Here is a 21,864-nt window from a genome sequence, read left to right as displayed (position 1 = left end):
GGGCCGGTAAACGGGGTATGTGATGACGCAGACGAAGGAGCGGCGGCTCTCGTCGTTCGGGCCGCTACAGCTGGCCGATCACCTTGGCGTGCCGCACTGGTGGTGGCTGGAGCGAGCGCAGCGCCTCGGCCTGGTCGACGGGCCGGACCGGGCGGGCGGGCGCTGGTCGGCGGACGCCGCCGCCCGGATCCGCGAGCGGCTGGACGGGCTGCGGCCGAAGGTCGGGGCGCTGCCGGACATGGGCGCGGGCCGCGCGGTGGAGGTGCTCGGCGAGCGACTCGGTATCGAGGTCTCCGGCGACGCCGTCCGCGAGCTGGTCCGTACTGGGCAGCTCCAGGTCATCGGCGCGTACAAGGAGCGGCCCCTGTACTGCGGGCGGGACCTGGAGGCGCTGGCCGGGCGGGCGGACGCCGCGGCAGTGCTGGCGCAGGCCGAGCGGGACGGGCGGTTGATGATCGCTGGCGAAGCGGCGGCCTATCTGCGCATCCGGCGCAGCGACTTCGGGCACCTCGTGCGCGCCGGCGTCGTGGCGCCGGCCGACTGGGGGCGCTCGCGCTACGGGCAGTACGTGCCGCTGTACCGGGCCCTCGACCTGGACGGCGTCGCCGACCACCCGGGCGTGGACCTGGACGTGGTGCGCGCGACGCCTGCGGGGCGCCGGTCGCCGCTGGCCACGCTGCCCACCGCGAACGGGGAGACGCGCTGATGGTGCAGCTCCGGATCATGCACGACGACCCGGACAAGGTCCGCGAGGTCGCCGAGCTCCTCCTCCCGCTGATGCGGGCCTCCGGCCTGATGCACGTCGGCGACGAGACCGAGCTCCCCAACCGCCGCGGCGAGGGCCTGCGACTCGTGGTGGAGGTGACGCCAGCGGGCCCGCCGGTCCGCGTACGGGCCGACGCCGGCGACGCCTCGGCCTCCTCGCCGCCGCGGCGCTCACCGCGCCCTGGCCTGTCCCCCGGCAGTCGAGCGCTACCGCCGGCGCGAACCCGCCTCGACCCCGGCCCCTGACCGGGGGGCACCGTCGAGCGAGCGGCCTCGGACCTCCTGGTCCGGGGCCGTCTTCATGCCTGCGCGCGGTCGTGGCGACACGCGGTTAGAGGCCCCCGCCTTCGAACACCTGATCCGATAGCGTTGACCTAGCAAGGGGGAACTAGAGGGGCATAAAGAATACTTATTGCTAGTTTCGTGCCGCCAGGCGGCGGCACTTCCTCTTGTGCTGCGCAGAATCCAGCATGAGCCGGGGCGGGTCATCGAAACAGACCCGCACACGCCTAGTCCGCTCCGTCGCCGCGACCGCCGCGGCGACGGGTAACGCGGGCGCGTGGGTGGCGGGTCCTAGCTACGGCTTGGCCGTGCTGGCTTGTGAGATCGGCGCTGTTCTGCTGCTGATCGCCTTGGTCGTCGCACTTCCGGACGCGCGTTGTGAACGGATCTTCCGTCTCCTGCGCTTGCTGTGGGACCGGCCGGAACCGCCGGCGCCACCTGCCGCAGGGGCGGGGCCGTGATCGGCGCACTTCGGGGGCCGGGTGATCGAACGGCGGCCGCCCTGCGGTTCTGGCCGGGGGTAGGGTCGCCGACATGGTCCCCTTCCCCACTCCCCCGGCTTGGCTGCTCGCGTGCGTGGTCTGCGTGGACCTGTACGAGCTCTACCGCTCGCACCTCGCCGCGGGGCGGCAGGCCGCCACCTTGACGGTTCAAGAGGAGCTCGCCCGGCACCTGGTCGCAGACCATCTCGACCAGGTGCCGGACTACGTGACCGGCTGCCCCTCCTGCGTCGAGTGTCGCGCGGTGGCTGCGAGCGCCGGCGACGCCGCCCGGATCCTCGCGGCCGAGGATCTGCGGCACCGGGCGTGCCACCTGTTCGCCCCCACGATGCCGACCAGCTAGGCGCCAGCCTGCTGCTCGGCGCGGTACCCCTCCGTCCAGTCCTCCAGCTCCGACAACGGCCAGTAGTTGCGGTACAGGAAGCGGTGCGGGGCCGGGAACGGGGCCGACTTGGGTCCCCCGCGGGTGAGCCATCCGCTGATGGTCTTGGGCGCGATGCCGGTCACGGCGGCCGCTCCGGCGATATCGGCCCACACGTCTCCCCCGGGCAGCTCGGGCAGGCCGAGCAGGCGCCCGGCCGCGGCTGCCGTTCCGGCGGCGCGGGCCTGGGCGAGCTGCTGGGCGTGCTCGGCGAGGTCGACGGCCTCGACCGGCTCAGTTCCCCGGCGTTCGGTCGGCTCGTCGCGGTCGGCCATGAGGGGGCTCCTCTCGTCGGCAGTTTTAGAACTGTCAGCATAGGGCGGGTTCGGCGTCGTGGATGAGGTCGAGCTGCTGCGGCGCGTCCATCGCCGCGTGGAACCGGTCGAGCAGGCCCTCTTGCCATGCGAGGGCGGCGTGCATGCAGTTGCCGCAGTGCTTGCGGTGCCCGGCGCACTCGGGCGCCGGCGGCCGCCTGCGCATGGCGGCCGACCATGCCATGGAGTCGGCCGTGGTGAGCCAGCGGCCGTACCGCAGCAGTCCGGCGGTCTTGACGCCGAACCCGTGCAGCGGCAGGTCCAGGGCAGCGAGCTCGCGGAAGATGGTGCCGATTTCGGCGGTGCCCTGGCGGCGGCACACCGACCCGACGCCCACCACCGGGTAATCGGTGCTGAGCCGTACGCCTGCGTCCTCGTAGAGCTCGACACACCTGAGGTAGTCGTCAATGGTCCAGCCCTGAATGACCGGCATCACCGGGCATTCGCCGTACCCGTACTGCGGCCACAGCGCTTCGAGCTCCACGAAGTTGGCGACGGTGCGGACCTGGTGCTCGGCGACGCTCAGCCCGGTCCCGGCGAACTGCTGCCCGAGCCACGTCCCGCCCTCGATGACGGCGGGCTCGCACATCCAGTCCTGCGGGGCGGCCCACGCAAGGTCGCCGATCTCCTCGTCATAGCGGGCCAGGGCCTCGACGTACTCGCGCGGGCTGGTGGTGAACCGGCCGTGCCGCTGTAGCTCGGTGAACGCCGCGGAGTCCACCGCGTAGTGCCGGTACTCGGGGCGCGGCAGCGTCACGAGCTTGCGCAGGGTGTGGTGGGAGATGAACAGCGCGACCTCGCGCGGCGCGGTGAGCAGCCATCCCGGCCGGTGCGTGCCCAGGTAGAACGTGAGCTCTTGCTCGTCGCAGATGATCCCCGCCCCTCCCTCTGGTTTAAAACTGCTTGGCGTGGCCGTGGTCGGCCTAGAACAGGGCGTCCTGCTCGGCGCCGCTGTGCGGCGGCTCCTTGGGGCGCCGCAGGCCCCGGAAGGGGCGCACGACGCGTTCCCCGGTCTCCCGCTCGATCAGCACGTTGCGGGGTCCGCGGCCGCGTCCCCAGCGGGTCAGGACGACGACCGGCCGCCCGCGTTTCAGGTAGGTTCTGCCGATCACGTGCGCGCTCCTTCGGTAGGCGGGATGTGTGCGGGTGGTGTCAGAACAGGGCGCCCTGTCCGGCGCCGTCCTCCTGGTCGACCTCGTACGCCTCGATGACGGCGTCCGAGATGCGGCCCTTGCCGATCGGCCAGTGGTGTTCGGCGGCCCATTCCCGGATGGCCTCGCGCCGGGTGCGGGTGGCGCGGAACTCGGCGTCAGCGGCGGCCGCCGCCGCGGCCTGCTCGGCAGCCGCGCGCTCGCGGCGCTCGTGGCTGGCGGTGATGCCGGCCCGGGTCGCCTTCTCGGCGCGGTAGGCGCGGTAGGCGGGCGGCGTGAGCTCGTCCTCGGTGGACCCCTCGGGATAGAGCCCGGTCTTGATCAGCCATGCCAGGACTGCGGCGCGTCCGGCCTCGGTGTGGCACTCGCAGTCGCACACCCACCGGCATGTGCGGTCGGCGTACCAGACCTGCGCGTGCCGGGTGCGCTTCGGCCCGGTCGCGGTCGGCGTGGGGTGCCGGTAGGGCTCGGGGTGGATCGCCGCGTGCTCCCCGCCGCGCTGGAAGACGGCGCCGAGCGGGAGCGTGAGCGGCTCGCGGCGGTGGCACCGGTCGCCGTGGCGGCACTCGGCGCCGCTGTACTGGCACGCGCACGCCACGAAGAATCCGGGGACCTCGCCGAACGTGCGGCGCATGGCCGGGGGCCACACGTTGTCGCGGATCCAAGCGGCGTCGGCGTCGGTCATCATCGGGCGGTCCTCCTCAGCGGTCGTGGTCGCCGAGCCACTGCTCGGCGCAGGTCTTGTGACAAGGGACGTCGCGGTCCGGCGAGCGCATCAGCGCGGGCTTTCCGCAGATCACGCACGGCTCCGGTGCGGCGCTGACGCGGGATTTGCTCCAGTCGAGACGCGAGCGGGGCTTGTCCGGCATGACAACTCCAGTTTTAAAACTGCGCTAGCTGCGGATGATCAGCAGGCGCCATCCGCTGTCGCGCAGCTCGCGCCACGCGACTGCGGCGGCCGCCGTGATGACCAGGACGGCGAGCAGGTGACCGGCCGTCATCGTGAGGTCCGGGCGAAGCAGGGTGGCGAGCGCGGCGCCGGCGCCGAGCGTGTGAAGGGGGGCGAGGTAGAGCAGCAGTGCGGCGAGGGCCGAAAGGAGGGTGATCGTTGCGAGGGTCACGGGGGTCGTCCTCTCGTGGGGCTTGGCTTCCTCCTCATTGTAGCAGTTTTAAAACTGCAATGCGATGCGACGGCGGATCGCGGTGATGTCGCGCGACACGCGACATGCCCGTTCGGGGGGATCGGCCGAGCGTCACGCCTCGTTGGGGCTGCCGGTGTCGCCGGCGGGGGGCGGGGATCCCGGCTCGTCGCACTGGGTGCGGCCTTGGGGAGGACGGGCGCCGGCGCGCTCCGAGTGGCCTCCTCCTACGTGCGGCGGGTCGTAGCAGACACTCGTGATCGCGTGCTGGTGACACTCCCAGCATGTGTACGTCCGGTGTCCCCAGAGTCCTCGCCGGCGGGCGTCGGTGGCCGCGGAGCAGATGCATGGCGACCAGCCGACCAGGACGTTCCCGGGCGTCAGTCGATGCCCGTAGGGGCACCATCGCGGCCCTGGGCCAAAGGTTCCCACCTGCACAGGCGCATCGTATCCGAACACATTTTCGACTGATCAGGCCCCATGGCGAGCCGCACCCGGGCGCCGACCGCACCCCTGTGAGGTCCTTCCCGCTGCCCGTCTGCGGCCGGACATCCGCACGGCTGGCTGTCGGCGTCCGAGCTCGGCCACGCTGTGAATCGCAGGGTCCCGCCCCGGTGCGCGCCCTACCGTGGAAACACGGGATCTGACCGGAGGAGTGTGCGCCGTGGTGATGGTGGATGTGGGACCCGAGCTCGTCGGCGAGATCGACCCGGCCGACGTCGAGCAGCTCGCTCGCTCGGCGGCGGAGGGGTGGGCCTGCGTCACATGCGGCGGAGCCGGTGCCGTGGACGGCATCGCGGAGGTTGTGCTCCTGCGCGAGGGCCTGGTGACGGCGGCGCGGCTGGCGCACCCGTGGTGTGTTCCTGACGGGGTCCGGGACGTGTCCGGACTGGAAAGGTCACTCGCGATGCCCCGACCCGCGACCGCAATCGCGGGCCTGGCCGGTGACGTGCCGTTGCTGGTGGTCGACCTGGCCGATACCGTCGCCGGCGGCGACCGCGGCGGCGAGCGCGTCGACCAGGTCGCCGCGCATCTTCTCGGCCAGGGCCTCGGCCTGGTCGCCGATCTGGCCGGGCTCCCTGAGGTGGGCGCGGCCGCCGGCTGGCATGCCGCGCTCGGCTCGGACCGGTTGACGCTCACGCAGCCTGACGGGGCCGTCCTGTATGACGGCGAACTCGTCCTCCCGGACGGGTGGGCGGCGGCCGCGGCGGTCGGCGGCTGCGTGCTGCTGGTCGCCTCGGGCCTCGGCGTCTCCGGCGCGCTGGAACGACTGGGTGAGCGCCTCGCCGCGGCGGCCGGTGCGGGGCGGCTGGTTGGCGCCGTGGTGCCGGTCGGCTGAGATGAGCGCGCCAGGGTAACCGCGGCTATGCCCGCTACCGGCCGTGCGTGGCCTCTACGATCTGTGCGTGCGAACCCTGGTGCTTTGGGACATAGACCACACGTTGATCAGCATCGGTGAACTCAGCGATGAGATCTACGGTGACGTCTTCCGCCGGGTCACCCGGCGCCCGCTGGAGAAGCTCGCGGACATGACCGGCCGCACGGATCTGGCGATCACTGCCGACACTCTGCGGCTGCACGGCATCGAGCCCACCGACGAGCTCATGCGGACGTTCGCTGAGACGCTGGCGGCGGCGTTCTCGGCGCGGCAGGACGACATCAGGACGCGCGGGCGGGCCCTGCCGGGTGCGCGTGCCGCGCTGGAGGCGCTGGAGCGCCGCGGCGATGTCCTCCAGTCCGTGCTGACCGGGAACATGCGCCCGATCGCCGTGTGCAAGCTGGCGGTGTTCGGGCTGGATGGGTTCGTGGATTTCGAGGCGGGCGCCTACGGCCTGGACGACGCCGAGCGGCCGCCCTTGGTGAAGCTCGCGCAGGCCCGCGCGGAAGGCCGCTACGGCGAGACGTTCGACGCCACCACCACGGTCCTGGTCGGCGACACTCCGAACGACGTCCTGGCCGGGCACGAGGGAGGCGCCCGGGTGGTGGCGGTGGCTACCGGGGCCAGTGATGCGAGCGCTCTGCGGGCCGCCGGCGCGGAGCTCGTCCTTGAGTCCCTCGCCGACACCGACGCCGTTGTCCGGGCGGTGCTCGACGTCAGCGGGTCGTGACGCGGTCCACCAACGCCCGTACTTCCGGGACGTCGTAGGGCTGCATCCGCGCGACCAGCTCGGCGAAACGCTCGTCAATGCGCGCCGACCCGATCCGGATGGCGAGGTCATGGGCTTCGCCGGCGACCCGGGCGGCCTGCTCCGGCTCGTCCTGGAGCAGGTGAGCCGTGGCAAGGCGCGTCTTGTAGTGCGCGATGTCGCGGGCGTGGTCGGGGGTGGTGGTCTCGGCGAGGTGAACCGCCTCGGTGAGCGCGGCGACGGCCTCAGCAGGGGAAAGCATCCTCTGAAGTGCGAGGTCCAGCATGCACGCCCCGCGCTGGGCGGCGATCTCGGCCGGGCTGACGTAGGTCGTCCATTGCGGCTCGGCGCGGGTCTGGTCGCGGGCGTACTCGGCGCGGGCGAGGTCGAGCTGTCGGCGGCACGGGGTGACCTCGCCGAGCCGCGCGTGCGCTCGGGCTGACCGATTGTGGAGCGCGGCGCGGGTGCGGGGGGTGGCTTCGGCGCGGGCGAGGCTGAGGGCGGCATCGGCCAGGGTGCGCGCCCGCTGCGGCTGGTCGCGGTAGAAGGCGTGCAGGCTCATGTAGCCCATGGCGTGTGAGGCCAGGCCGAGATCGTCGGTCTCGTGCGCGGCGTACACCGTCGCGGACAGGTAGCGGGATGCGTCGGCGTGCCGGGTGGCGTCGATGGACAGCCATCCGGCCATCTGGGTCAGCCCGGCTACCGCCGTGAGGAGTCGGCGCTCGGTCTGGATCCTGAGGGCCTCGTTGAACAGCCGGAACGCTGCATTGACCTGGCCTTCGATGACCTTGCACAGCTCGTTCCCGCCGAACTCGTCATCGAGGCGGTACAGCCTGCCGAGCAGCGCCTCGACCCCGGCGACCGTCAGCGGGCGGGACGACTCGGCCCCTGCGGAGGGGGGCGTCAGCAGCATCGGCAGGGGATGGGCGTCCAACGGGGGCGGGGCTGCCTGAGCCTCGGTGTCCGCGCCGAACAGCTCGCCTGCGGTGCGGCCGGTGGCCCGTACGTACAACTCGCGGTACCGGGCCGACGGCGCCCACTTGCCCACCTCCCACTGCTTGATCTGGTCGGCCAGGCTCGCCACGTGTGGCAGGCGCGCCCGCTCGTCAGAGTCGGCGGCGGCGCGCAACCGGCGCGCCATCTCCGCACGCGACCACCGCGGCGGCGCCTCCCGGGCCGCGCGCAGGCGCCGCCCGATCTCCTTGCTGCCGGGAGTCACCTGCGATGCACCTTCCGACGCCGGGGGGAGGGTTCCCTCCCCTGCCCTCCGCCAGTCTCCCCCTGGAGATGTGGCGGCTGCCACAGATTCACTGATGGTGACCACATCACGACAGCCCATCGTGGCCGGGACGGTCCCCATGAGCCCGATTCCAGAGCCGACAGCAGGTGATGACAGATGACCGGCAGGACGGTACGCCCTCCCTCTCCGGCCGCTGAGCGCACGGCGCTCGCGGAGGAGTTCCCGGACTGGTCGATCTGGGCGAGCGACGGCGGGCACTGGTACGCGACCCGCCGGACCCACCTGCCCAAGGAGCTCCGGAAGGGCCACGTCTGCGAGACCGTGGACGGGAGCGACCTGCGCGAGCTGCGCCGCGTGCTCGTCCTCCAGGGTGAGGTGCTCCAGGCTCGCCGTGCCGAGGTTGAGGCCGCCGCATCGGACGGCGGTGAGGACCGGTGAGGGGCCGGACGCCGGAGACGGCGCGGGAGGCCGCCCGGGAGAAGGCGCGGCGGCGGCAGGCCGAGCGCGAGGCGCTCAGGCGGGGCCGCGCGGCGGCCGAGCAGCTCGCGCTGACCTCGCCCGGCTGGGTCGTCATGTACGGGCCCGCGTCCCGGCAAATCTGGGCATACGCAGCGTGGCCCTCGTGCCCGGCGCTCGCGCTCGCTGGCGCCGACCCGCAGACCCTGGCGACGGCCATGCGCGAGGCCGAACGTGAGGCCCAGGCCCGGGGCCTTGTTGACCGCCGTGGCGGTGCGGACCCGGGCGGGCCGCACCGCCACGGTTACCACCCCGAGCCCTCCCGGGCGGCTGAGCCCTGCATCGCCCGGGGCCGCGCCGGGGGCTGGATCCCCGGTGGCCCTGCGGCCGGCCCGCAGCACCGCGGCGAAGGGCTGGGGCGCGCGTGCTGAATGTCGACTGGCCCCCGCCCGCCCTGGTCGGTGTCCGCGCGGCCGAGATCCTCGCCGCGCTGCGCGCCGATCCCGATGTGGTCCACCTCGCGGAGGCGACCCACCGCCACCCGGACTACTGGTCCACGCTCGGCGGCGTGGGGATCGTGGTCCGCTGGGGCTTCACCGACGACGGCGCCCCGCTGTTCGGCGAGGCGCTCCGGGTCCTGGCCCTCAAGGCGGCCCTGCACGAGCTCACCGCAGGAGCCGAGTACGGCGCTGAGATCGCCGTCAGCGCGCCGGTAGACGAGATGGTGCACGCGCTTCTCGCGCAGTACACCGTGTGGCTCCGGATCCAGACCCGCACCCGGATCACCCTCGCCCACGCCACATCCCGCGAGCGGTACCGGTGGGAGCCGGGTGACTACACCGATCACTGCTACCGGGCGGCCGGGTGGGGCACCCCGCCGGCTCGGTACTGGATCCCCGGGCCTGAGGCCCGCCGCCGCCTTGATCTCCTCGCCGCGCGGTTCCGCTCCATCGGTGTCCATGACGGCGGCCGCCGTCATGAGCTCGACTTCGGCACCCACCGCGCCGGCTACGGCGCGGGCCCCGATCTGCGGGACGGATAGATTCTCTGGGACCACGGACCCCCTGCCGTGGCTTCCGTCCCGCGACGGCCCCCGCCGAGATGCACCCGGCGGGGGCCGTCTTCTCGCTTGCACGGGATCGGCGCACTCCGGCCCCGGAGCTATGCGCCTTGGGGGAGGCGAGCGCGGATCTTCGCCGCGGCCGCCTCCAGGCTGTCGGCGACGGTGCGGGCGCGCTCGGGGTCGTCCGCCGCGGCGGCGGCGAGTCGGTCAACGCCCTTGGTGATCTGGGCGAGGGTGGTTGCCCACTGGTCGGGCTGCTCGCGTTTGTTGGCCGCAGGCAGGACGCGCGGGCCGACGAGATAGGCAGCGACGGCCTTGTCTGCGTTCGCGTCGTCCCATGGACCGACCGGAAGTAGCCGGATCACGGCCTTGATCACCTCAGCAGTCACCTGGACGTCCGCCTGAGCGAGCGCGCGGTACAGGTGGACGGCGGCGGCGTCGCCGTGTTCGTCCGCGAGGGGGAGGAGGGCACGCACCTGCCCCTCGTTGATCTTGGGAACAATTGTTCCCAACTCCAGGATGAGCCGCTCGGCGAGCGGCCACGCCTCGATGAACTGGTTGACGCGCCGAGCCGTGCGCTGCCAGGTCTGGAGGCAGTACTCCTCGAACGTCGCGTGAGTCTCGCGGTACAGCCGGGCGTCCCGGATGGTCTGGAACATGCGGCCGCGGATCCAGAACGCGACGTCTGCCGCGCGGAGAGCCGTCTCGCAGCGGCCGAGCTCGTTGCGCTCGGCTGCGGCGAGGGTCGGCGTGCTGGCGGTCGGCTCGTGGGGCGCCGGCAGGGCGCGGGCCACAGACTCGGCCGTCAGGGACGCGAGCCCGGCTGCACTCGGCTGGACGTTCGCCTTCGTACCGTGAGGGTTGCGCGGCGGCGGTGGCGTACGGGTGCGGCGCCGTTGCTCGGCCTGGGCTTCAAGGTCGTCTAGTCCCGACATGACTACGAATACTGCCGTACCGCGTCGGCGACTGCTCGGACCTTGTCCGCGTAGTCGGCGGCGCGTTTGGGGACGGGCTCGGACGTGATCGCGATTCTGAGCTGGCGGTCCGGGATCCAGGTACACCAGGGGATGGGGGTTGCGACCGGGACCTGCGCTTCGGTCGCGAGCTCGCTGAACTTCCGGCGGTGCTTGGCCTTCGGAGCCCTGACCATGTTGGGGACTAGGAGGAGTGGATAGTCCGGGACTTCTTGGAGCATGCCCTCCAGGGCGCTGAGTTCCTTGGTCGCCAGGACGGAGGGGACGACCACGCACCGGGACACGGACATTGCCCCGTAGGTCGCATCGCCGCCCCCGGGGTGGGTGTCGGCGACGACCGGGCGGCCCCATTCGGCTGCCCACCGGCTGAGGTGCTCGCCGAGCTCCTCCGGCTCGGGCTGGTTGACCGCGAAATCCGGGTGCGAGGGCAGAAGATCAGGTTTCCGGGGGCCGCCGCTCAGCGGCGTCGGGGTGCGGCCAGACTCCAGCGCATCCAGCAAGGGCGCCTTTTGCCTGACCTCGTGTCGGTAGCCCCATGCTTTGGAGGCGCCGCCGGCGTCCCAGTCGAAGTCAACGAGCACGGCATCCAGTAGGTATGCGAGCTCGTACGCAAGCGTTGTCTTGCCAACGCCACCCTTCCAGGCGGCGATCGTCGTGATCTCGACGTCCATAGCGACTCAGAGTGCCAGACCGCCGGGGGAGGGGCCACGCCTCATGACTAAGGCCACCACAAAGCGGTGTGGCCGCCCCCCTGATGGGGGACGGCCACATTCTGGGATGGGGACGCTCAGCGGGCGGGGGTGCGGAACTCCCCGTGGTCGTCACATCTCCACACGTCTTGGCTGGGGCCGCTGCCGCCGGCACGCCCTAGGTCAGTGACGTTGCGGTTGGTGTTGCACTTGGGGCAACACGCCTTGCTGCTCACTTGCCCTTGCCCTTGCCCTTGCGGTCCTCGCCGCCGTGGGGAAGCCCCTTGCCGTACATGCCCTTGGTGCTGGTGGTGGCCGTCCCGCCGCTGCTGGTGCGCTGATCGGACATACTGGTCCTGCCTTTCGAGGTAGGCCCGGGGCGTGGTGTCTTGGCGGATGTCGACGCTCCGGGCTTTTACTTCTGCTCTGTCTTGTATAGAGCAGCTAGATAAGGCCGTCAATGGGTTCTGTTGGATTCACAGCGGGGGAGTGTGCCTCTACTGGCCGAGCTGGGCGAGGCAGGCCGGGGAGGCGTGGGCCGCGGGGCGCTCGTAGAGGCGCCCGGTGTCGCGGCCCGGTACGTCGACGGTGCGGACGTGCCGGAACCCGGTGGACTCGTAGTAGGTGCCGAGTCTGTGGTTGTTCGGCCAGATGTCCAGGCGCAGGGCGGGGTAGCGGTAGCGGGCGGCCTGGTCGCATGCCCAATCGAGGAGCATTTCGCCGATGCCTCGCCCGCTGTGGCTGCGGGCCACCATGAGCTTGTAGAGGTAGAGGGCGGGGCCGTCTTCGACGTGCCAGAGGTCTTCGTCGGGGCCGCCGAGCGTCACCGTGGCGACTACGGCGCCGGCGTCTTGGAGTACCCACGCGCGGCGCTGGCGTGCGGCGCGTTCGAGCTTCTCAGCGCCGACTGTCGTCCATTTCGCGGTCCACTGCTCGATGCCGCGTTCGGCGAGCCACTGCTCGGCCTCGCGGCGCATCGCGACCATGGCGGGCACGTCGCCGGCCTCGGCGTGGCGCAGCACATAGGGGGAGGTCATCGCTCGTCGGTCTCCGGGTAGCTGACGTGGTAGATGAAGCGGCTTCCCTGCCCGGGGCGAATCATGTGCTGGATCAGTACGGGGCGGCCCTCGCTGGTGTAGCCCGATCGGATGATCTCCAATACGGCGGTGCTGGGCGGTAGTTGGAGCTGCTGCGCCTCGGCCTGGGTGGCGAGGCGGGGGATGAGCTCGTCGTCGTAGTGGTGCAGCGCGGCGCCGAGCTCGGTGAGGATCGCCGCGGTGTTGACGCTTTCGGGCCGGGTGATCGCGGTGTCGCGGATCAGCGCGTACGGGTAGTAGCTATCGGCGATCGACTCCGGCTCGGTGCCTCCGTTCTCGGGACGGCCGATGAAGCGGACACGGCCGCGCACGGCCACCGGCTCGCCGGCAGGAAGGTCCAGGAGCTCGCCGAGAGTGTGCCCGCCGATGCAGTGATCGGCGGTGACCATGCGCACCTCGATGGTCTGCCGCCCAACGAAACCCGCGGCCTCAACGTCGGCGGTCCAGCCGTCGAGCGGAACCTTCTCCAGTCGCCGCGGGTCCTGCCAAGCGTTCATATGCCAGGTCATCGCGAGCGTCTCACGCACGAAGAACCCCTTGCGCGGGACGCTGATCACCAGGCCCTCGCTGATGAGCATCGCGTAGGCCGCCCGGACCGTCATGGGGGCTGCGTCCTCGTCGGCGGCGAGCTCGTTGGTACTGGGCAGGGGGTCACCGGGCCGGTAGGTCCCGGCCGCGATCCCCTGACGCAGCCGATCGGCTATGCGGCTCTTGATATCGCCGAGCGCGGCGTCTCGGCCTCTGCTCACTGGACTCACTTCGCTGTCTCCTCTGGCTTGTCTAGGCAAGATTCTCGCAGAGATCGTTGACTTTCGTTCTCTAGCTGCTCTATACAAGACATCGCAGGTAGACGAGTCAGCAATCCATGGGAGGTGAAATGCCAGCTTCCAGGCTTTCAGGCGGAACGGCTACGGCGCCGCTGGTCGAGAAGTTGTCGACCCGCATCGCCAGCGACGTGGAGCGGCGTCTCCGGCTGTTCACGGCGGTCCGTGACATGACGATCGGCGAGGCGGTCAACGCCGCGCTCGACAGCGCGCTTCCGTCGCTGCGAGACCTCGCCGAAGAGGTGGCCCGGGACGCCACTCCGCCAAAGACCAGCGTCCCGAGCCCTCGACACATCAGCAAGGAGCACTGATGAGCATCAAAAGCCTATGGCGTCGCAAGGGCGGCGACAGCGCCGACCTCGACCGGGTCACGCCGCACATGGTCAACGGCGGGCAGATCGCGCCCGGAGCCCCATGGGGCTCGGAGCCGGGTGTCCGCGAGATCCGGCAGTACGCCTACACCGGGCCGTCCCGCGCCGAGCGCAAGGACGGCGGCCGCGATGTGCTGTCGGGGTCGCTGCTGTCGGTTGCGGGCCTGGTCATCGCGGGCGCCCTGGTCGGCGCCGGCTACGTCGCCTACGAGTCGCAGCGGCTGTTCGCTCTCGCGCACAACGGGGGAGACCACACCCGGGCCGCGATCACGGCGGCGCTCCCGGACGCCGGATGGGTCGCCATGGCGCTGGTCGCGCTGGTCGCGGCGCTGCGGGGCCGCTCGTCGGTGCGGGCCCGGGTCGGTGTCCTGATCTTCTTCGCGCTCTCGCTGGGCGCGCAGGTGATGTATGCCCAGCACTCGCCGGAGGGCGTGCTCGTCGCCGTCATCGCGCCGATTGCGCTCGCCTGGATGCTGGAGTCCTTCGTGGTGGAGGTCCGCCGCTGGGCGAGCAACCGGCGGGGCCTGGACCTGGACGAGAGTCCGGTGCTCTCCAGCTTCCTGCGCCTGCCTTGGCTAGTCGCGCGGCTCGGCCTGTGGCTCGCGCGAATGTGCATCGCCTGGCGGTCGACGTGGGGCGGTCTGTTCGACTGGGTCAGGGATGAGGCGCCGCTCGCGCCCGGTCGGACGGCGGCGAGCCTGCGGGCCGATCGGGCCATCAAGCAGGCGGGCAGCGCCGAAGAGGCTGCGGCCCGTGCGCGTGAGGCGGCCCTCGCGGCGGCCGAGGAGATCAAGGCGGCCGCACGGGAGGAGGCCGACCAGACGCGGCGCGAGGCGGCCGAGGAGATCGCGGCCGCCCGGAAGCGGGCCGAGCAGGAGATCAGCGCGGCGCGGGCGGAGGCAGAGCGGCAGATCGAGGATGCCCGGTCGTGGTCGCAGCAGACCGCCGGCGAAGTGCAGCAGCAGGCCGCCGCGCTGGTCGAGCAGGAGCGGGCGGAGGCTCGCGCGCTGGTCGAGCAGGAGCGGGCGCGTGCGGCCGAGCAACTCCGCCAGGTCGAGCGCGAGCGCACGGCTCTGGCTCAGCGGGTCGACGCGGTCGAACGGCGGTGGGCTGCCGAGCGGGCTGAGCGTGACCAGGAGCTCCGGCAGGCGCGCACCGCTTACGACCGGGTGATGCGGAACTCCTCGGGGAAGGTGCGCCTGGCCGAGCTGTACGCCCGGCTCGGCGAGCAGGGCGACCCGCGGTACCTCGACCGGTCGTACGTGGCCGAGCTCGCCCGCGAGCTGTACGCGGCGGCCGGGCTCGCCTCGGAGGGGACGGCCCGGACATACATGGGCGAAATCGTGGAAGCCGCCCTCGCTGAGCGCGCGGAACAGGGGGTGTACGCGTGAATCCGAACGTGAGCGGAACCAATCGAAACGGAATCGACTCCCATTTGTCAGGACCGGCAAGCACAATGGTCGATGATCAGTCGGCGGCCGCCGCGGGCGGTCCGGGAGGTGAGCGGGTGCACAACGGCGAGCACACGGACTCCAAGAAGACTGCGCCCTGGAGGCGCTCGCCGAACCTGACCGCCTTCGCGGCGGCCGGGGTGCCGCTGCTGCCGCTGGCCGGGCCGGTGGACGACCTCGGGCGGCTGGCTGGCAGCGGCCCGCTGGTGCCCGCGGCGCTCGCGGGCGGTGCCGTCGCCGCGGTCGCCGGGACGATGAGGCGGCGCAGCTCCGGCAAGGGGCACAGGCGCCACCGGAGCGGGGTGAGTCTCGGGCCGCGGGCGCGGGCCTACCTGCGTCGCCGGCCGGGGCCCGGCTACGCCTCCCGCTGGACCCTGTACAAGGACTACGGGCGGCTGTCCGCCCGCCGGGTGGCCAAGTTCGGGCGTAAGTCCCTGACCTGGCAAGACCGGTGGTTCGGGCCGTGGGAGGAGTACGCGAGCTTCCACGGGCGTGCGCAGGGCTGGATCCACCGGTGGGGGGTCTACAGCACGTTCGAGGACCTCACGCTGATGATCGCGCCTCCGCAGGAAGGCAAGTCGCAGAAGGCGGCGGCGTCGCTGGTGGAGGCGCCCGGCCCGGTCGTGGCCACCTCGATTCGCGGTGACCTGATCCGCGACACTGCGGGCCTGCGCGAGCAGGTCGGGAACGTCACGATCTTCAACCCCGAAGGGGTGGGCTCCTACGCCTCCACGATGCGGTGGAACCCGGTAGCGGGCTGCCAGGACATCACCGTCGCCGTCCGGCGGGCCGGTCACATGGTGGAGGCCAGCGAGAACAAGGGCCTGAGCGAAGCCTCGTTCTGGGCCGACTGGGGGTGCATGACCCTGGCCGCGCTGATGCACGCGGCCGCGCTCATGGGCGGGTCCATGCGGCAGGTCTACACCTGGATCCTGGACAAGGAGGAGAGCGACCACCCGCTCTACATCCTGGACGAGCACGCCGGGTCCGACCTGCGGTCGCTGGAAACGCTCCGGTACTTCCAAACCTCCATGGACCAGCGCACGCGCAGCGGCGTGGAGACCACGCTGACCCGCACCCTGCGCTTCATGCTCCACCCCGGCGTGGTCGAGATGCTGCACCCGGTCGCGGGCCCCGGGTTCGACTTCGAGTCGTTCCTTCTGAGCCGGGACACGGTCTATCTGGTGTCCTCGGCGGGCGCGGGGAACGTAACCGCGCCGATCTTCTCGGCGTTCCTGGCCGAGATGAAGGCGACGTCATGGGAACTGGGCAACAAGTACACCAACCGGGACGGTCAGCAGGTCTCGCGGCTGGACCCGCCGCTGACGATCGAGGGCGACGAACTCGGCAACACCGCACCGATCGCGGTGGATGAGTGGGCGTCGTGGTGCGCGGGGTCGGGGATCCGGATCAACATGTACTTCCAGACCTGGGCGCGCATCGTGGAGCGGTGGGGCCGCGAGGGCGCGGACGCGCTATGGGGCTCGGCAAAGTGCAAGATCATCGGCGCGGGCGTCACGGAGGAACGGCTCCTTGCCAAGGTCGCGCAGCTCAACGGGAAGATCGATGTCCGTGACCCCGACGAGGTCAGCTATGACCAGCGGGGCAACCCGGTTCGCCGGCCTCGGTGGGGCGAGGTCGACGCGACCCCGGCCGGAGACATCCGCAAGATCCCGCCCGGTAAGGCGCTGGTGCTGCGCAGCACCGCGGCGGCCCCGACGCTGATCACGCTGGTCCAGCTCCGCAAGCGCCGGTACTTCAAGCAGTGGGTGAAGGCGGGTCGGCCTGCGGCCGGGCTGAGCCCGGTGGAGCCGCGGGAGATCCCCCGGCCGCGCCCGGACCTGGCCGTCCGCCCGGAAGTGGTCGACCAGGTACCGGCGGCGCCCGACGAGCTCGGCGCGCGGCGGGCCCGCCGGACACCGGAAGCGGCGCCGCTACTGCCGCTGCCGACCCGCCCGGGTCCGCCGCCGCTCCCGCAGCACGGGACTCCGGCGAGCTCGGGCCCGGCGCCCGGTCCAGCGTCGCCGCCGCCGCTGCCTGAGCTGCCCTCGGCGGTGCCGGATCATCCGATGTGGGGGGCGGGCAAGCGCGGCGACGCTCCGCCCGCCGGTGTGCCGCTGCTGCCGCTGCCGACCCAACCGGCCCCGGCCGAATCGCTGCCGACCGAAGCGGCCGCGGACGGGTCGGCGGAAGGGGAGCCCTCGGCGGTTCCGCCCGGGTGGTCGCCGTGGCAGCGCCGTGCGGGCGGTGACCGGTGAGCGATGACCAGCCGACCGGGGCGGGGCCTGGCATCCCCGCCCCGGCGGGCCCGGCCAAAGACGAGTACCTCGGCGGCCTGGCCGACGCCGGCGCCTCCTCGGGTGCCTCCAGCACGGGCGGCGGGGACTTCGCCTCCGTGCTGTCCGCGCTGTCGGTGGTGTCCACCGAAGTCGGCGAGACCCGCGCTCACCTCGCCGAGCTGCGCGACCACTTCGGCGAGTCCCTCGCCGAGCTCGGTGAGGTGTCCGGCCGGATCAACAAGCTGTCGGCGCTGGCCACGCAGGTGGCGATCCTGTCCGACCGCGTCCAGGCGCTCACCGACAACGGCGGCGGAACAGGCGAGGAACTCGACGCCCGGCCGGTCGACCTGGCCCACATCGATCCCCAAGACCTGCCCGACGTCCTCGGCGCCCTGGTCGCGTGGGTGCGTGAGGTGGTGTTCGTCGGCTGGCCCTGGACACAGCAGACATTGCGCGGCTGCTGGCTCCAGCATCCGGACCTGATCAACGCGATGTTGTGGCTGCGGTCGGCCTACCGGGCGGCCTACGACGACGAGAACGCCCGGCCGCACGCGGCGGCCGACTGGCACCGCTGGCTCGATGACGTCATGACCACCGCCGAGCGACGGACGCGAGGCTGCCCGCAACCGGGGCAGGACACGCCGCACGCGGTGCCGCTGCCCCCGCGCGATGACCTGTCCGCCCTCGAAGACCTCGCCCGCCGCGATGTCCTGGCCGAGATCCACCGCCTGAACCTGCGACGGCAACCCGGCGCCGGCTACCCCGCCGACGCTGTGGCAGATGCACAACAACGCATCGTCGCCCTCATGGACGAGCACGGACTCACCAACGACGACTACAACCAGTACCTTCGCGCCCTCCGCGAGACCGAGGAAGCCCTCGCACACGCACAGGAGCGCGACGGTAAGGAACACCAGCGCTGACGCGTCCACCAAAGACTAGGACCGGTCTCCGGGGGAGACCGGTCCTTGTCGTCTCTGTGCCTCACCCAGACCGCTTCACCCGGTTCGGCGTTCGCCCAAGCCTCCCCTAATCATGGTGAGTTCGTCCGTTCCGCTGGCTAGTGGGGTGGTCCGCTCGTCTCCGAGGGCCTGGAATCGGCGCCAAGCCGTCGCCCACCGGCGCCTGTCTTCTTCGTCGCCGCCCAGGGCGAGCACGAAGGCCTCCACTGTCTTGAGCCGGGGCGGCACCTTCTTGGAGCGCAGCAGGTTGCTGAAGGTGCTGTAGCAAGCCTGGCCAGTGGCATTGCGCTCCATCTCCCGAAAGCTCGGATTCCCTGCCCATCTGCGGTATGCCGCCAGCATGTCGATGAACTCGCCGGGCGTGCGGGCCTGAAGCGGGTCAGGCTTGTACTCGTGCCCCTGCACATCGGAGGGCGGCGACGGACGCTGGGTCGGAGGACGCCGAGACGTGGCGCTCTGCCGCGGCGTCTCCTGCCGGTACGGTCGAGCTTCACCCTGGGTCCTCTCAATCAGCCTCTTTACCCTGTCCCTCCTTATCCGGACCTCTTCGCGTCGGCGGCTGAGTGTCCGGTCTTCCTCAAGGAGGCGTACGTAACGGTCTACGTGCTGTCCGGCTTCGGCGGCGGTCTTCCATGGCTCGTCGGGATCGAGCCGGGCAAGGCTGACCACGAGGTTTTTCAAGGTCTCCGGGATCTGGACTATCCTCGCGTTTCCCTCAATCCGACTGTGCGGGAACTCGCCGGAGAGGAGCCACCATAGGTCCTCTTCCTCGATGCGCGCCCTGGCCGCAACCGTTTCGGGATTGCCGTACGTCCTGAGCAGCCGCCCGAAGATCTGGGCCACCACGACGCTCAACTCGGCCTTCGTCCGGTTGAGGGTCGGTTTCTTCGCCACCATCTCGGCGCGGAGCCGCTGCAATTCCACGGTGAACGTTTCGTACTCGGCCTGGAGTTCGGCCGTGGCCGTATCTGGGCCGGTGGGCTGGGCACTCATTGTGCCCACCGAGGAGCCCCGGGGCCGTCGTCAGAGTCGTCCGGGCCGCGCTGGAGCTGGCGCACGACGATCGTGGCGCCGACGACCAGAGCGAGGACGACCAGCAGCGCGTACAAGGCGGGGTAGCCCTGCTGAAGGAGGATGCCGAACACGGTGGCCATGGCGGTGATCGCCTCCAGCCACCCTTGGGGCCTGCCGGGTTCGGGATCGCCGGCGGACCGGCCTCGGCGGGCCGGTGGGTTGTCGCTGTTCACGTGCAGTTACTCCAATTGTGGTTGCCGTGGTTCGGGCGGGAATTTCGCGGGGCGGCGGCCGATCAGGGGGTGGAGCCCGTGAAGATCAGCGCGTCGCTAGCTCGCCATTCTGCCATGACTCGCTCACGAGTTCGCAACGAAACTCCGGGGACTTCGCAAGTCGGGCGAACTGGACGCACCCCTTTCCACTGAACTGCATTCGGGCAGGCGATCAATGGCGTGGACGAGTGGTGAAAAGTGTTTAACCTCGTGCATCATCGGCGATTGACGGCGACAGATGAGGTCGGCGTTCGCTCTTGGGCGGGTACTTAGTGTCTAATCTCCGTCTGACGGTGTTTCGATATTGGAACGCCGAGCTAGCAGTCTCCTTGTGCTTGGTCGGTGGTTCGGGCGGGCAGCGGGGACGCGTCAGGAAGACGGCACGCATCGAGCCGAAGCTTCCGGGCTCGGGTTGGCGGGTGGAGCCGCCGACCCGAGCCTTGCTCTTCGAGGTCACATCGCTTGGTGGCGCTCGTAGGCGTCGCGCAGGTAGTCGTACACCGCCTGCTCGGGGATGCGGAAGGAGCGGCCGACGCGGATGGCGGGCAGTTCGCCCGAATGCGTCAGCCGGTAGACGGTCATCTTCGACACCCGCATGATCGCGGCGACCTCGGCCACGGTGAGGAATCGGACGTCCGACAGCGGCCGCTCACCGGTGCGCCTGGCTAGGGGTGTCGGTGGTTCAGGCGGCGGCGCGGGGAGCGGCGGGCGCTGCCGCATGGCCGCGTAGAGCTGAGCCTTCACCTGGTCCATGTCCGTGTTGGCGTAGATGTCGTTGGCCAGCTGGTCGAAGTCGGCGCGCAGCGCATCCTTGACGGCCTGATCGCTGGTGGTCACCGCAGCTCCTCTCCGTGCTCGGCCCACCAGGTGCGCAACCTTGCCTTGGCGAACCGGAGGTTGGATCGTACGGTCGCGGGTTCGATGCCGAGCGCCTCGGCGATCTCCGCGATGGTGAAGTATCCGATGAAGTCGTGGGCGAACACCTCGCGCTGCCGCACGGGGAGCTGTTCCAGTGCCGTGCGGGTGAGGTGATGCCCGAGGAAGTCGTCGATGCCGCACCGATCGGCGGCGGTCGCGGCGCCGACCTCGGAGCGCGGGCGCTCACGCACGGGCCGGGCCAGCAGCCGCGCGACAGTCACCCGAAGGTAGGGGGCCGGGCGCTCGATGCTGGCGCGTCGTTCGTGGAAGCGTAAGAACGCCTCCTGCACGATGTCCTCGGCCTCGGGCCGAGACCGTCCGTAGGCCAGGCACAGGGCGAGCAGCTTGGGCCATTGCTTCTCGATCAGCTTGCCGTACTGGGCGTCGAGGTCCTCATGTAGCGGCGGCTCGGCATGCGCCTCGGCGCTCATCGCCTCGCCTCCGCAGCTAGGGGCGGCCGTGCGGCGACACCGGCCCGGAGCATGCGCTTGCTGTCATCAGGTCGTTCGTCCACAAGCACGCTTCCTTCCGGAACGGCTTGGGAAACAGTCAGCAGAGTCCGCCGCTGTGCGTGGTCCACCAGCAGTTGACGCACGTTTCCCGCCCGCATGACCGCGGCCCCAATGAGCACCCGCACCCCGACAGCGGGCGACACCATCCCAAGCCCTGTTTCCAGTGCCGTCCCCATCCCCGAATCCCTTCATAGGCCCGCGGCCGACACCGGCCGCGGCACGCATCACCTACAAAGAGCGCGGAAGCGGCCCGATCGTGCAATCCGGTGCTCATCGGATTCTCAGGCTCGCCGCAGAAGGCGAACGAACGACGGCCGCCCACGACCTCGAAGACTGCTCAGCGGAGACGGCCCCACGGGCGGGTGTCAGTACGGGCGAGCAACCACATGATGGTGTGCTCCACCCCGGTGGCGTAATCCCGGCTGACCTGGGCGCGGACGTGGCCAGCGGCGATGTCTGCGGCCCGCTCCTCCTCCCGGGAGAGCTGCCCGACCGGCGGCGGGTTCTCCTCGGCAGGTTCGCCCGATACCGGCGCAGTCGGTTGCACTCCGGTCGCGAACTCGATCGCCGCCAGGATGCCCCGGCCAAATAGTCGGCTGGTCGGGCTGGTGCTGGGCGCATCCAGGCTGCGCTTTACCTCTTGGTAGAGCTCCTCCACTGCGGGCCCTGGGCGAATGATGCCCATCTCCCAGCGGGCCGCTTGCTCGCGGCTGGTCAGTCCGCGCTGCCTGCCTGGCTCGTTCAGTCGCTTCCGCAGCTCGGCGCGTTCCTGGTCGCTGAGGGGGGTGCTGTCGGGCGCCTCAACGTCCTTGAACTGATCCGCGATTTCCCACCACATGGGAGGCGGTTGCAGCTTCCCATCATCGCGGCCGCCGGCGGTGCTCATGGCGTCACGGTAACGCTGGCGGGCTGGACGGTCATCTCGTCGGGGCTCAGCGGCCTAGGTCCTGTTTCTTGGATCAGGTGCGAAGCCAGATCGCGAGGGTGGCGACGGTGACGGTGCCGAGGTAGACGTAGGCGCGTTTGTCGTAGCGGGTTGCCACG

Annotated in this window: 28 protein-coding genes; 12 read left to right on the top strand and 16 right to left on the bottom strand. The window is 71.0% G+C overall.

Features of this window, described 5'->3' with window-relative positions; genetic code table 11:
* The first annotated feature begins 22 nt into the window (after nucleotides 1–22).
* The 3 genes from CHC11_RS39220 (at nucleotide 23) to CHC11_RS39210 (ending at nucleotide 1,890) form a co-directional block, all read left to right on the top strand.
* On the top strand, nucleotides 23–706 hold the full coding sequence (locus tag CHC11_RS39220) for a hypothetical protein (RefSeq protein WP_089316977.1): 684 nt from the start codon (nucleotides 23–25) through the stop codon (nucleotides 704–706).
* Entirely contained in the window at nucleotides 706–1,011 is a 306-nt protein-coding gene (locus tag CHC11_RS39215) for a hypothetical protein (protein WP_089316976.1), read from the top strand. The genes CHC11_RS39220 and CHC11_RS39215 overlap by 1 nt, the downstream gene beginning before the upstream one ends.
* Nucleotides 1,012–1,581: 570 nt before the next feature.
* Nucleotides 1,582–1,890, top strand: coding sequence for a hypothetical protein (locus tag CHC11_RS39210; protein ID WP_089316975.1), 309 nt, complete (start codon nucleotides 1,582–1,584; stop codon nucleotides 1,888–1,890).
* Here the strand turns inward: CHC11_RS39210 and CHC11_RS39205 are convergent.
* From CHC11_RS39205 to CHC11_RS39185, 6 genes are all read right to left on the bottom strand, one after another.
* Nucleotides 1,887–2,243 (bottom strand): helix-turn-helix transcriptional regulator, encoded by a 357-nt coding sequence (locus CHC11_RS39205; protein WP_089316974.1) that lies wholly within the window; start codon nucleotides 2,241–2,243, stop codon nucleotides 1,887–1,889. The two genes, CHC11_RS39210 and CHC11_RS39205, sit on opposite strands and share 4 nt — an antisense overlap.
* Nucleotides 2,244–2,277: 34 nt before the next feature.
* The gene (locus tag CHC11_RS39200) at nucleotides 2,278–3,123 is read right to left on the bottom strand and encodes a deazapurine DNA modification protein DpdA family protein (protein WP_425427385.1); all 846 of its coding nucleotides are present in this window, start codon (nucleotides 3,121–3,123) and stop codon (nucleotides 2,278–2,280) included.
* An 82-nt stretch (nucleotides 3,124–3,205) separates the two neighbouring features.
* Entirely contained in the window at nucleotides 3,206–3,394 is a 189-nt protein-coding gene (locus CHC11_RS39195) for a hypothetical protein (protein WP_089316973.1), read from the bottom strand.
* A gap of 40 nt (nucleotides 3,395–3,434) precedes the next feature.
* Nucleotides 3,435–4,121 (bottom strand): Lsr2 family protein, encoded by a 687-nt coding sequence (locus CHC11_RS39190; protein WP_089316972.1) that lies wholly within the window; start codon nucleotides 4,119–4,121, stop codon nucleotides 3,435–3,437.
* 13 nt (nucleotides 4,122–4,134) lie between these two features.
* Entirely contained in the window at nucleotides 4,135–4,302 is a 168-nt protein-coding gene (locus CHC11_RS41880; protein WP_179279234.1) for a hypothetical protein, read from the bottom strand.
* 24 nt (nucleotides 4,303–4,326) lie between these two features.
* Nucleotides 4,327–4,554, bottom strand: a complete 228-nt coding sequence (locus CHC11_RS39185; RefSeq protein WP_089316971.1) for a hypothetical protein — start codon at nucleotides 4,552–4,554, stop codon at nucleotides 4,327–4,329.
* 682 nt (nucleotides 4,555–5,236) lie between these two features.
* Between CHC11_RS39185 and CHC11_RS39180 the strand changes: the two genes are divergently transcribed.
* A complete protein-coding gene (locus CHC11_RS39180; protein ID WP_143227479.1) occupies nucleotides 5,237–5,911 on the top strand; it encodes a hypothetical protein in 675 nt (224 codons plus the stop codon).
* Between the two features lie 67 nt (nucleotides 5,912–5,978).
* Nucleotides 5,979–6,680 carry an HAD family hydrolase gene (locus CHC11_RS39175; RefSeq protein WP_218826445.1) on the top strand — a complete coding sequence of 234 codons (702 nt, stop codon included), beginning with the start codon at nucleotides 5,979–5,981 and terminating at the stop codon, nucleotides 6,678–6,680.
* Here the strand turns inward: CHC11_RS39175 and CHC11_RS39170 are convergent.
* On the bottom strand, nucleotides 6,667–7,917 hold the full coding sequence (locus CHC11_RS39170) for an NsdA family TPR-like regulatory protein (RefSeq protein WP_089316969.1): 1,251 nt from the start codon (nucleotides 7,915–7,917) through the stop codon (nucleotides 6,667–6,669). The genes CHC11_RS39175 and CHC11_RS39170 overlap by 14 nt on opposite strands.
* A gap of 177 nt (nucleotides 7,918–8,094) precedes the next feature.
* Here CHC11_RS39170 and CHC11_RS41875 point away from each other — a divergent pair, with 177 nt between their 5' ends.
* From CHC11_RS41875 to CHC11_RS39155, 3 genes are read left to right on the top strand one after another with little or no spacing between them, the layout of a single operon-like run.
* Nucleotides 8,095–8,376 carry a hypothetical protein gene (locus CHC11_RS41875; RefSeq protein WP_089316968.1) on the top strand — a complete coding sequence of 94 codons (282 nt, stop codon included), beginning with the start codon at nucleotides 8,095–8,097 and terminating at the stop codon, nucleotides 8,374–8,376.
* Nucleotides 8,373–8,825 carry a hypothetical protein gene (locus CHC11_RS41870; RefSeq protein WP_089316967.1) on the top strand — a complete coding sequence of 151 codons (453 nt, stop codon included), beginning with the start codon at nucleotides 8,373–8,375 and terminating at the stop codon, nucleotides 8,823–8,825. Before CHC11_RS41875 ends, CHC11_RS41870 begins: the two co-directional genes overlap by 4 nt.
* Nucleotides 8,819–9,436 (top strand): hypothetical protein, encoded by a 618-nt coding sequence (locus CHC11_RS39155; protein ID WP_089316966.1) that lies wholly within the window; start codon nucleotides 8,819–8,821, stop codon nucleotides 9,434–9,436. The genes CHC11_RS41870 and CHC11_RS39155 overlap by 7 nt, the downstream gene beginning before the upstream one ends.
* A gap of 119 nt (nucleotides 9,437–9,555) precedes the next feature.
* On the opposite strand, the gene CHC11_RS39150 is transcribed toward CHC11_RS39155, so the two are convergent.
* The 4 genes from CHC11_RS39150 to CHC11_RS39135 all read right to left on the bottom strand — a co-directional run bounded on the left by CHC11_RS39150 (nucleotide 9,556) and on the right by CHC11_RS39135 (nucleotide 12,966).
* Nucleotides 9,556–10,392 (bottom strand): hypothetical protein, encoded by an 837-nt coding sequence (locus CHC11_RS39150; protein ID WP_143227478.1) that lies wholly within the window; start codon nucleotides 10,390–10,392, stop codon nucleotides 9,556–9,558.
* Nucleotides 10,393–10,394: 2 nt separating this feature from the next.
* Nucleotides 10,395–11,102, bottom strand: a complete 708-nt coding sequence (locus CHC11_RS39145; RefSeq protein WP_089316964.1) for a ParA family protein — start codon at nucleotides 11,100–11,102, stop codon at nucleotides 10,395–10,397.
* A gap of 515 nt (nucleotides 11,103–11,617) precedes the next feature.
* Nucleotides 11,618–12,157 (bottom strand): GNAT family N-acetyltransferase, encoded by a 540-nt coding sequence (locus CHC11_RS39140; RefSeq protein WP_089316963.1) that lies wholly within the window; start codon nucleotides 12,155–12,157, stop codon nucleotides 11,618–11,620.
* Complete coding sequence (locus tag CHC11_RS39135; protein ID WP_143227477.1) at nucleotides 12,154–12,966, bottom strand: GntR family transcriptional regulator; 813 nt, start codon at nucleotides 12,964–12,966, stop codon at nucleotides 12,154–12,156. The genes CHC11_RS39140 and CHC11_RS39135 overlap by 4 nt, the downstream gene beginning before the upstream one ends.
* 128 nt (nucleotides 12,967–13,094) lie before the next feature.
* Here CHC11_RS39135 and CHC11_RS39130 point away from each other — a divergent pair, with 128 nt between their 5' ends.
* The 4 genes from CHC11_RS39130 (at nucleotide 13,095) to CHC11_RS39115 (ending at nucleotide 18,065) form a co-directional block, all read left to right on the top strand.
* Entirely contained in the window at nucleotides 13,095–13,352 is a 258-nt protein-coding gene (locus tag CHC11_RS39130) for a hypothetical protein (RefSeq protein WP_143227476.1), read from the top strand.
* A complete protein-coding gene (locus CHC11_RS39125; protein WP_089316960.1) occupies nucleotides 13,352–14,803 on the top strand; it encodes a DUF2637 domain-containing protein in 1,452 nt (483 codons plus the stop codon). The genes CHC11_RS39130 and CHC11_RS39125 overlap by 1 nt, the downstream gene beginning before the upstream one ends.
* A gap of 65 nt (nucleotides 14,804–14,868) precedes the next feature.
* A complete protein-coding gene (locus CHC11_RS43640) occupies nucleotides 14,869–17,121 on the top strand; it encodes a type IV secretory system conjugative DNA transfer family protein (RefSeq protein ID WP_089316959.1) in 2,253 nt (750 codons plus the stop codon).
* Complete coding sequence (locus tag CHC11_RS39115; protein ID WP_089316958.1) at nucleotides 17,118–18,065, top strand: hypothetical protein; 948 nt, start codon at nucleotides 17,118–17,120, stop codon at nucleotides 18,063–18,065. The genes CHC11_RS43640 and CHC11_RS39115 overlap by 4 nt, the downstream gene beginning before the upstream one ends.
* Nucleotides 18,066–18,140: 75 nt before the next feature.
* On the opposite strand, the gene CHC11_RS39110 is transcribed toward CHC11_RS39115, so the two are convergent.
* The 5 genes from CHC11_RS39110 to CHC11_RS39095 all read right to left on the bottom strand — a co-directional run bounded on the left by CHC11_RS39110 (nucleotide 18,141) and on the right by CHC11_RS39095 (nucleotide 21,706).
* On the bottom strand, nucleotides 18,141–19,097 hold the full coding sequence (locus tag CHC11_RS39110) for a hypothetical protein (RefSeq protein WP_089316957.1): 957 nt from the start codon (nucleotides 19,095–19,097) through the stop codon (nucleotides 18,141–18,143).
* Nucleotides 19,094–19,351 carry a hypothetical protein gene (locus CHC11_RS40905; protein ID WP_143227475.1) on the bottom strand — a complete coding sequence of 86 codons (258 nt, stop codon included), beginning with the start codon at nucleotides 19,349–19,351 and terminating at the stop codon, nucleotides 19,094–19,096. Before CHC11_RS40905 ends, CHC11_RS39110 begins: the two co-directional genes overlap by 4 nt.
* Before the next feature lie 492 nt (nucleotides 19,352–19,843).
* Nucleotides 19,844–20,032, bottom strand: a complete 189-nt coding sequence (locus CHC11_RS43165; protein WP_281258444.1) for a helix-turn-helix domain-containing protein — start codon at nucleotides 20,030–20,032, stop codon at nucleotides 19,844–19,846.
* Nucleotides 20,033–20,223: 191 nt separating this feature from the next.
* Nucleotides 20,224–20,739, bottom strand: a complete 516-nt coding sequence (locus CHC11_RS39100) for an RNA polymerase sigma factor (protein ID WP_089316956.1) — start codon at nucleotides 20,737–20,739, stop codon at nucleotides 20,224–20,226.
* Between the two features lie 418 nt (nucleotides 20,740–21,157).
* Nucleotides 21,158–21,706 (bottom strand): hypothetical protein, encoded by a 549-nt coding sequence (locus CHC11_RS39095; protein ID WP_143227474.1) that lies wholly within the window; start codon nucleotides 21,704–21,706, stop codon nucleotides 21,158–21,160.
* Nucleotides 21,707–21,864: the final 158 nt, after the last annotated feature.

Origin of the sequence: Actinomadura mexicana (assembly GCF_900188105.1) — a bacterium.
GTDB lineage: Bacteria > Actinomycetota > Actinomycetes > Streptosporangiales > Streptosporangiaceae > Spirillospora > Spirillospora mexicana.
This window is presented reverse-complemented; position numbering and strand designations above follow the sequence as displayed.

Bases quoted from the DNA above. Each gene is read 5' to 3' on its own strand.
- CHC11_RS41875 (WP_089316968.1), top strand. From the start codon at position 8,095: ATGACCGGCAGGACGGTACGCCCTCCCTCTCCGGCCGCTGAGCGCACG.
- CHC11_RS39130 (WP_143227476.1), top strand. From the start codon at position 13,095: ATGCCAGCTTCCAGGCTTTCAGGCGGAACGGCTACGGCGCCGCTGGTC.
- CHC11_RS39220 (WP_089316977.1), top strand. From the start codon at position 23: ATGACGCAGACGAAGGAGCGGCGGCTCTCGTCGTTCGGGCCGCTACAG.
- CHC11_RS39095 (WP_143227474.1), bottom strand. From the start codon at position 21,706: ATGAGCACCGCCGGCGGCCGCGATGATGGGAAGCTGCAACCGCCTCCC.
- CHC11_RS39205 (WP_089316974.1), bottom strand. From the start codon at position 2,243: ATGGCCGACCGCGACGAGCCGACCGAACGCCGGGGAACTGAGCCGGTC.
- CHC11_RS39215 (WP_089316976.1), top strand. From the start codon at position 706: ATGGTGCAGCTCCGGATCATGCACGACGACCCGGACAAGGTCCGCGAG.
- CHC11_RS41880 (WP_179279234.1), bottom strand. From the start codon at position 4,302: ATGCCGGACAAGCCCCGCTCGCGTCTCGACTGGAGCAAATCCCGCGTC.
- CHC11_RS39145 (WP_089316964.1), bottom strand. From the start codon at position 11,102: ATGGACGTCGAGATCACGACGATCGCCGCCTGGAAGGGTGGCGTTGGC.
- CHC11_RS39110 (WP_089316957.1), bottom strand. From the start codon at position 19,097: ATGAGTGCCCAGCCCACCGGCCCAGATACGGCCACGGCCGAACTCCAG.
- CHC11_RS39140 (WP_089316963.1), bottom strand. From the start codon at position 12,157: ATGACCTCCCCCTATGTGCTGCGCCACGCCGAGGCCGGCGACGTGCCC.
- CHC11_RS39125 (WP_089316960.1), top strand. From the start codon at position 13,352: ATGAGCATCAAAAGCCTATGGCGTCGCAAGGGCGGCGACAGCGCCGAC.
- CHC11_RS39150 (WP_143227478.1), bottom strand. From the start codon at position 10,392: ATGTCGGGACTAGACGACCTTGAAGCCCAGGCCGAGCAACGGCGCCGC.
- CHC11_RS39100 (WP_089316956.1), bottom strand. From the start codon at position 20,739: ATGAGCGCCGAGGCGCATGCCGAGCCGCCGCTACATGAGGACCTCGAC.
- CHC11_RS43640 (WP_089316959.1), top strand. From the start codon at position 14,869: ATGGTCGATGATCAGTCGGCGGCCGCCGCGGGCGGTCCGGGAGGTGAG.
- CHC11_RS39210 (WP_089316975.1), top strand. From the start codon at position 1,582: ATGGTCCCCTTCCCCACTCCCCCGGCTTGGCTGCTCGCGTGCGTGGTC.
- CHC11_RS39190 (WP_089316972.1), bottom strand. From the start codon at position 4,121: ATGATGACCGACGCCGACGCCGCTTGGATCCGCGACAACGTGTGGCCC.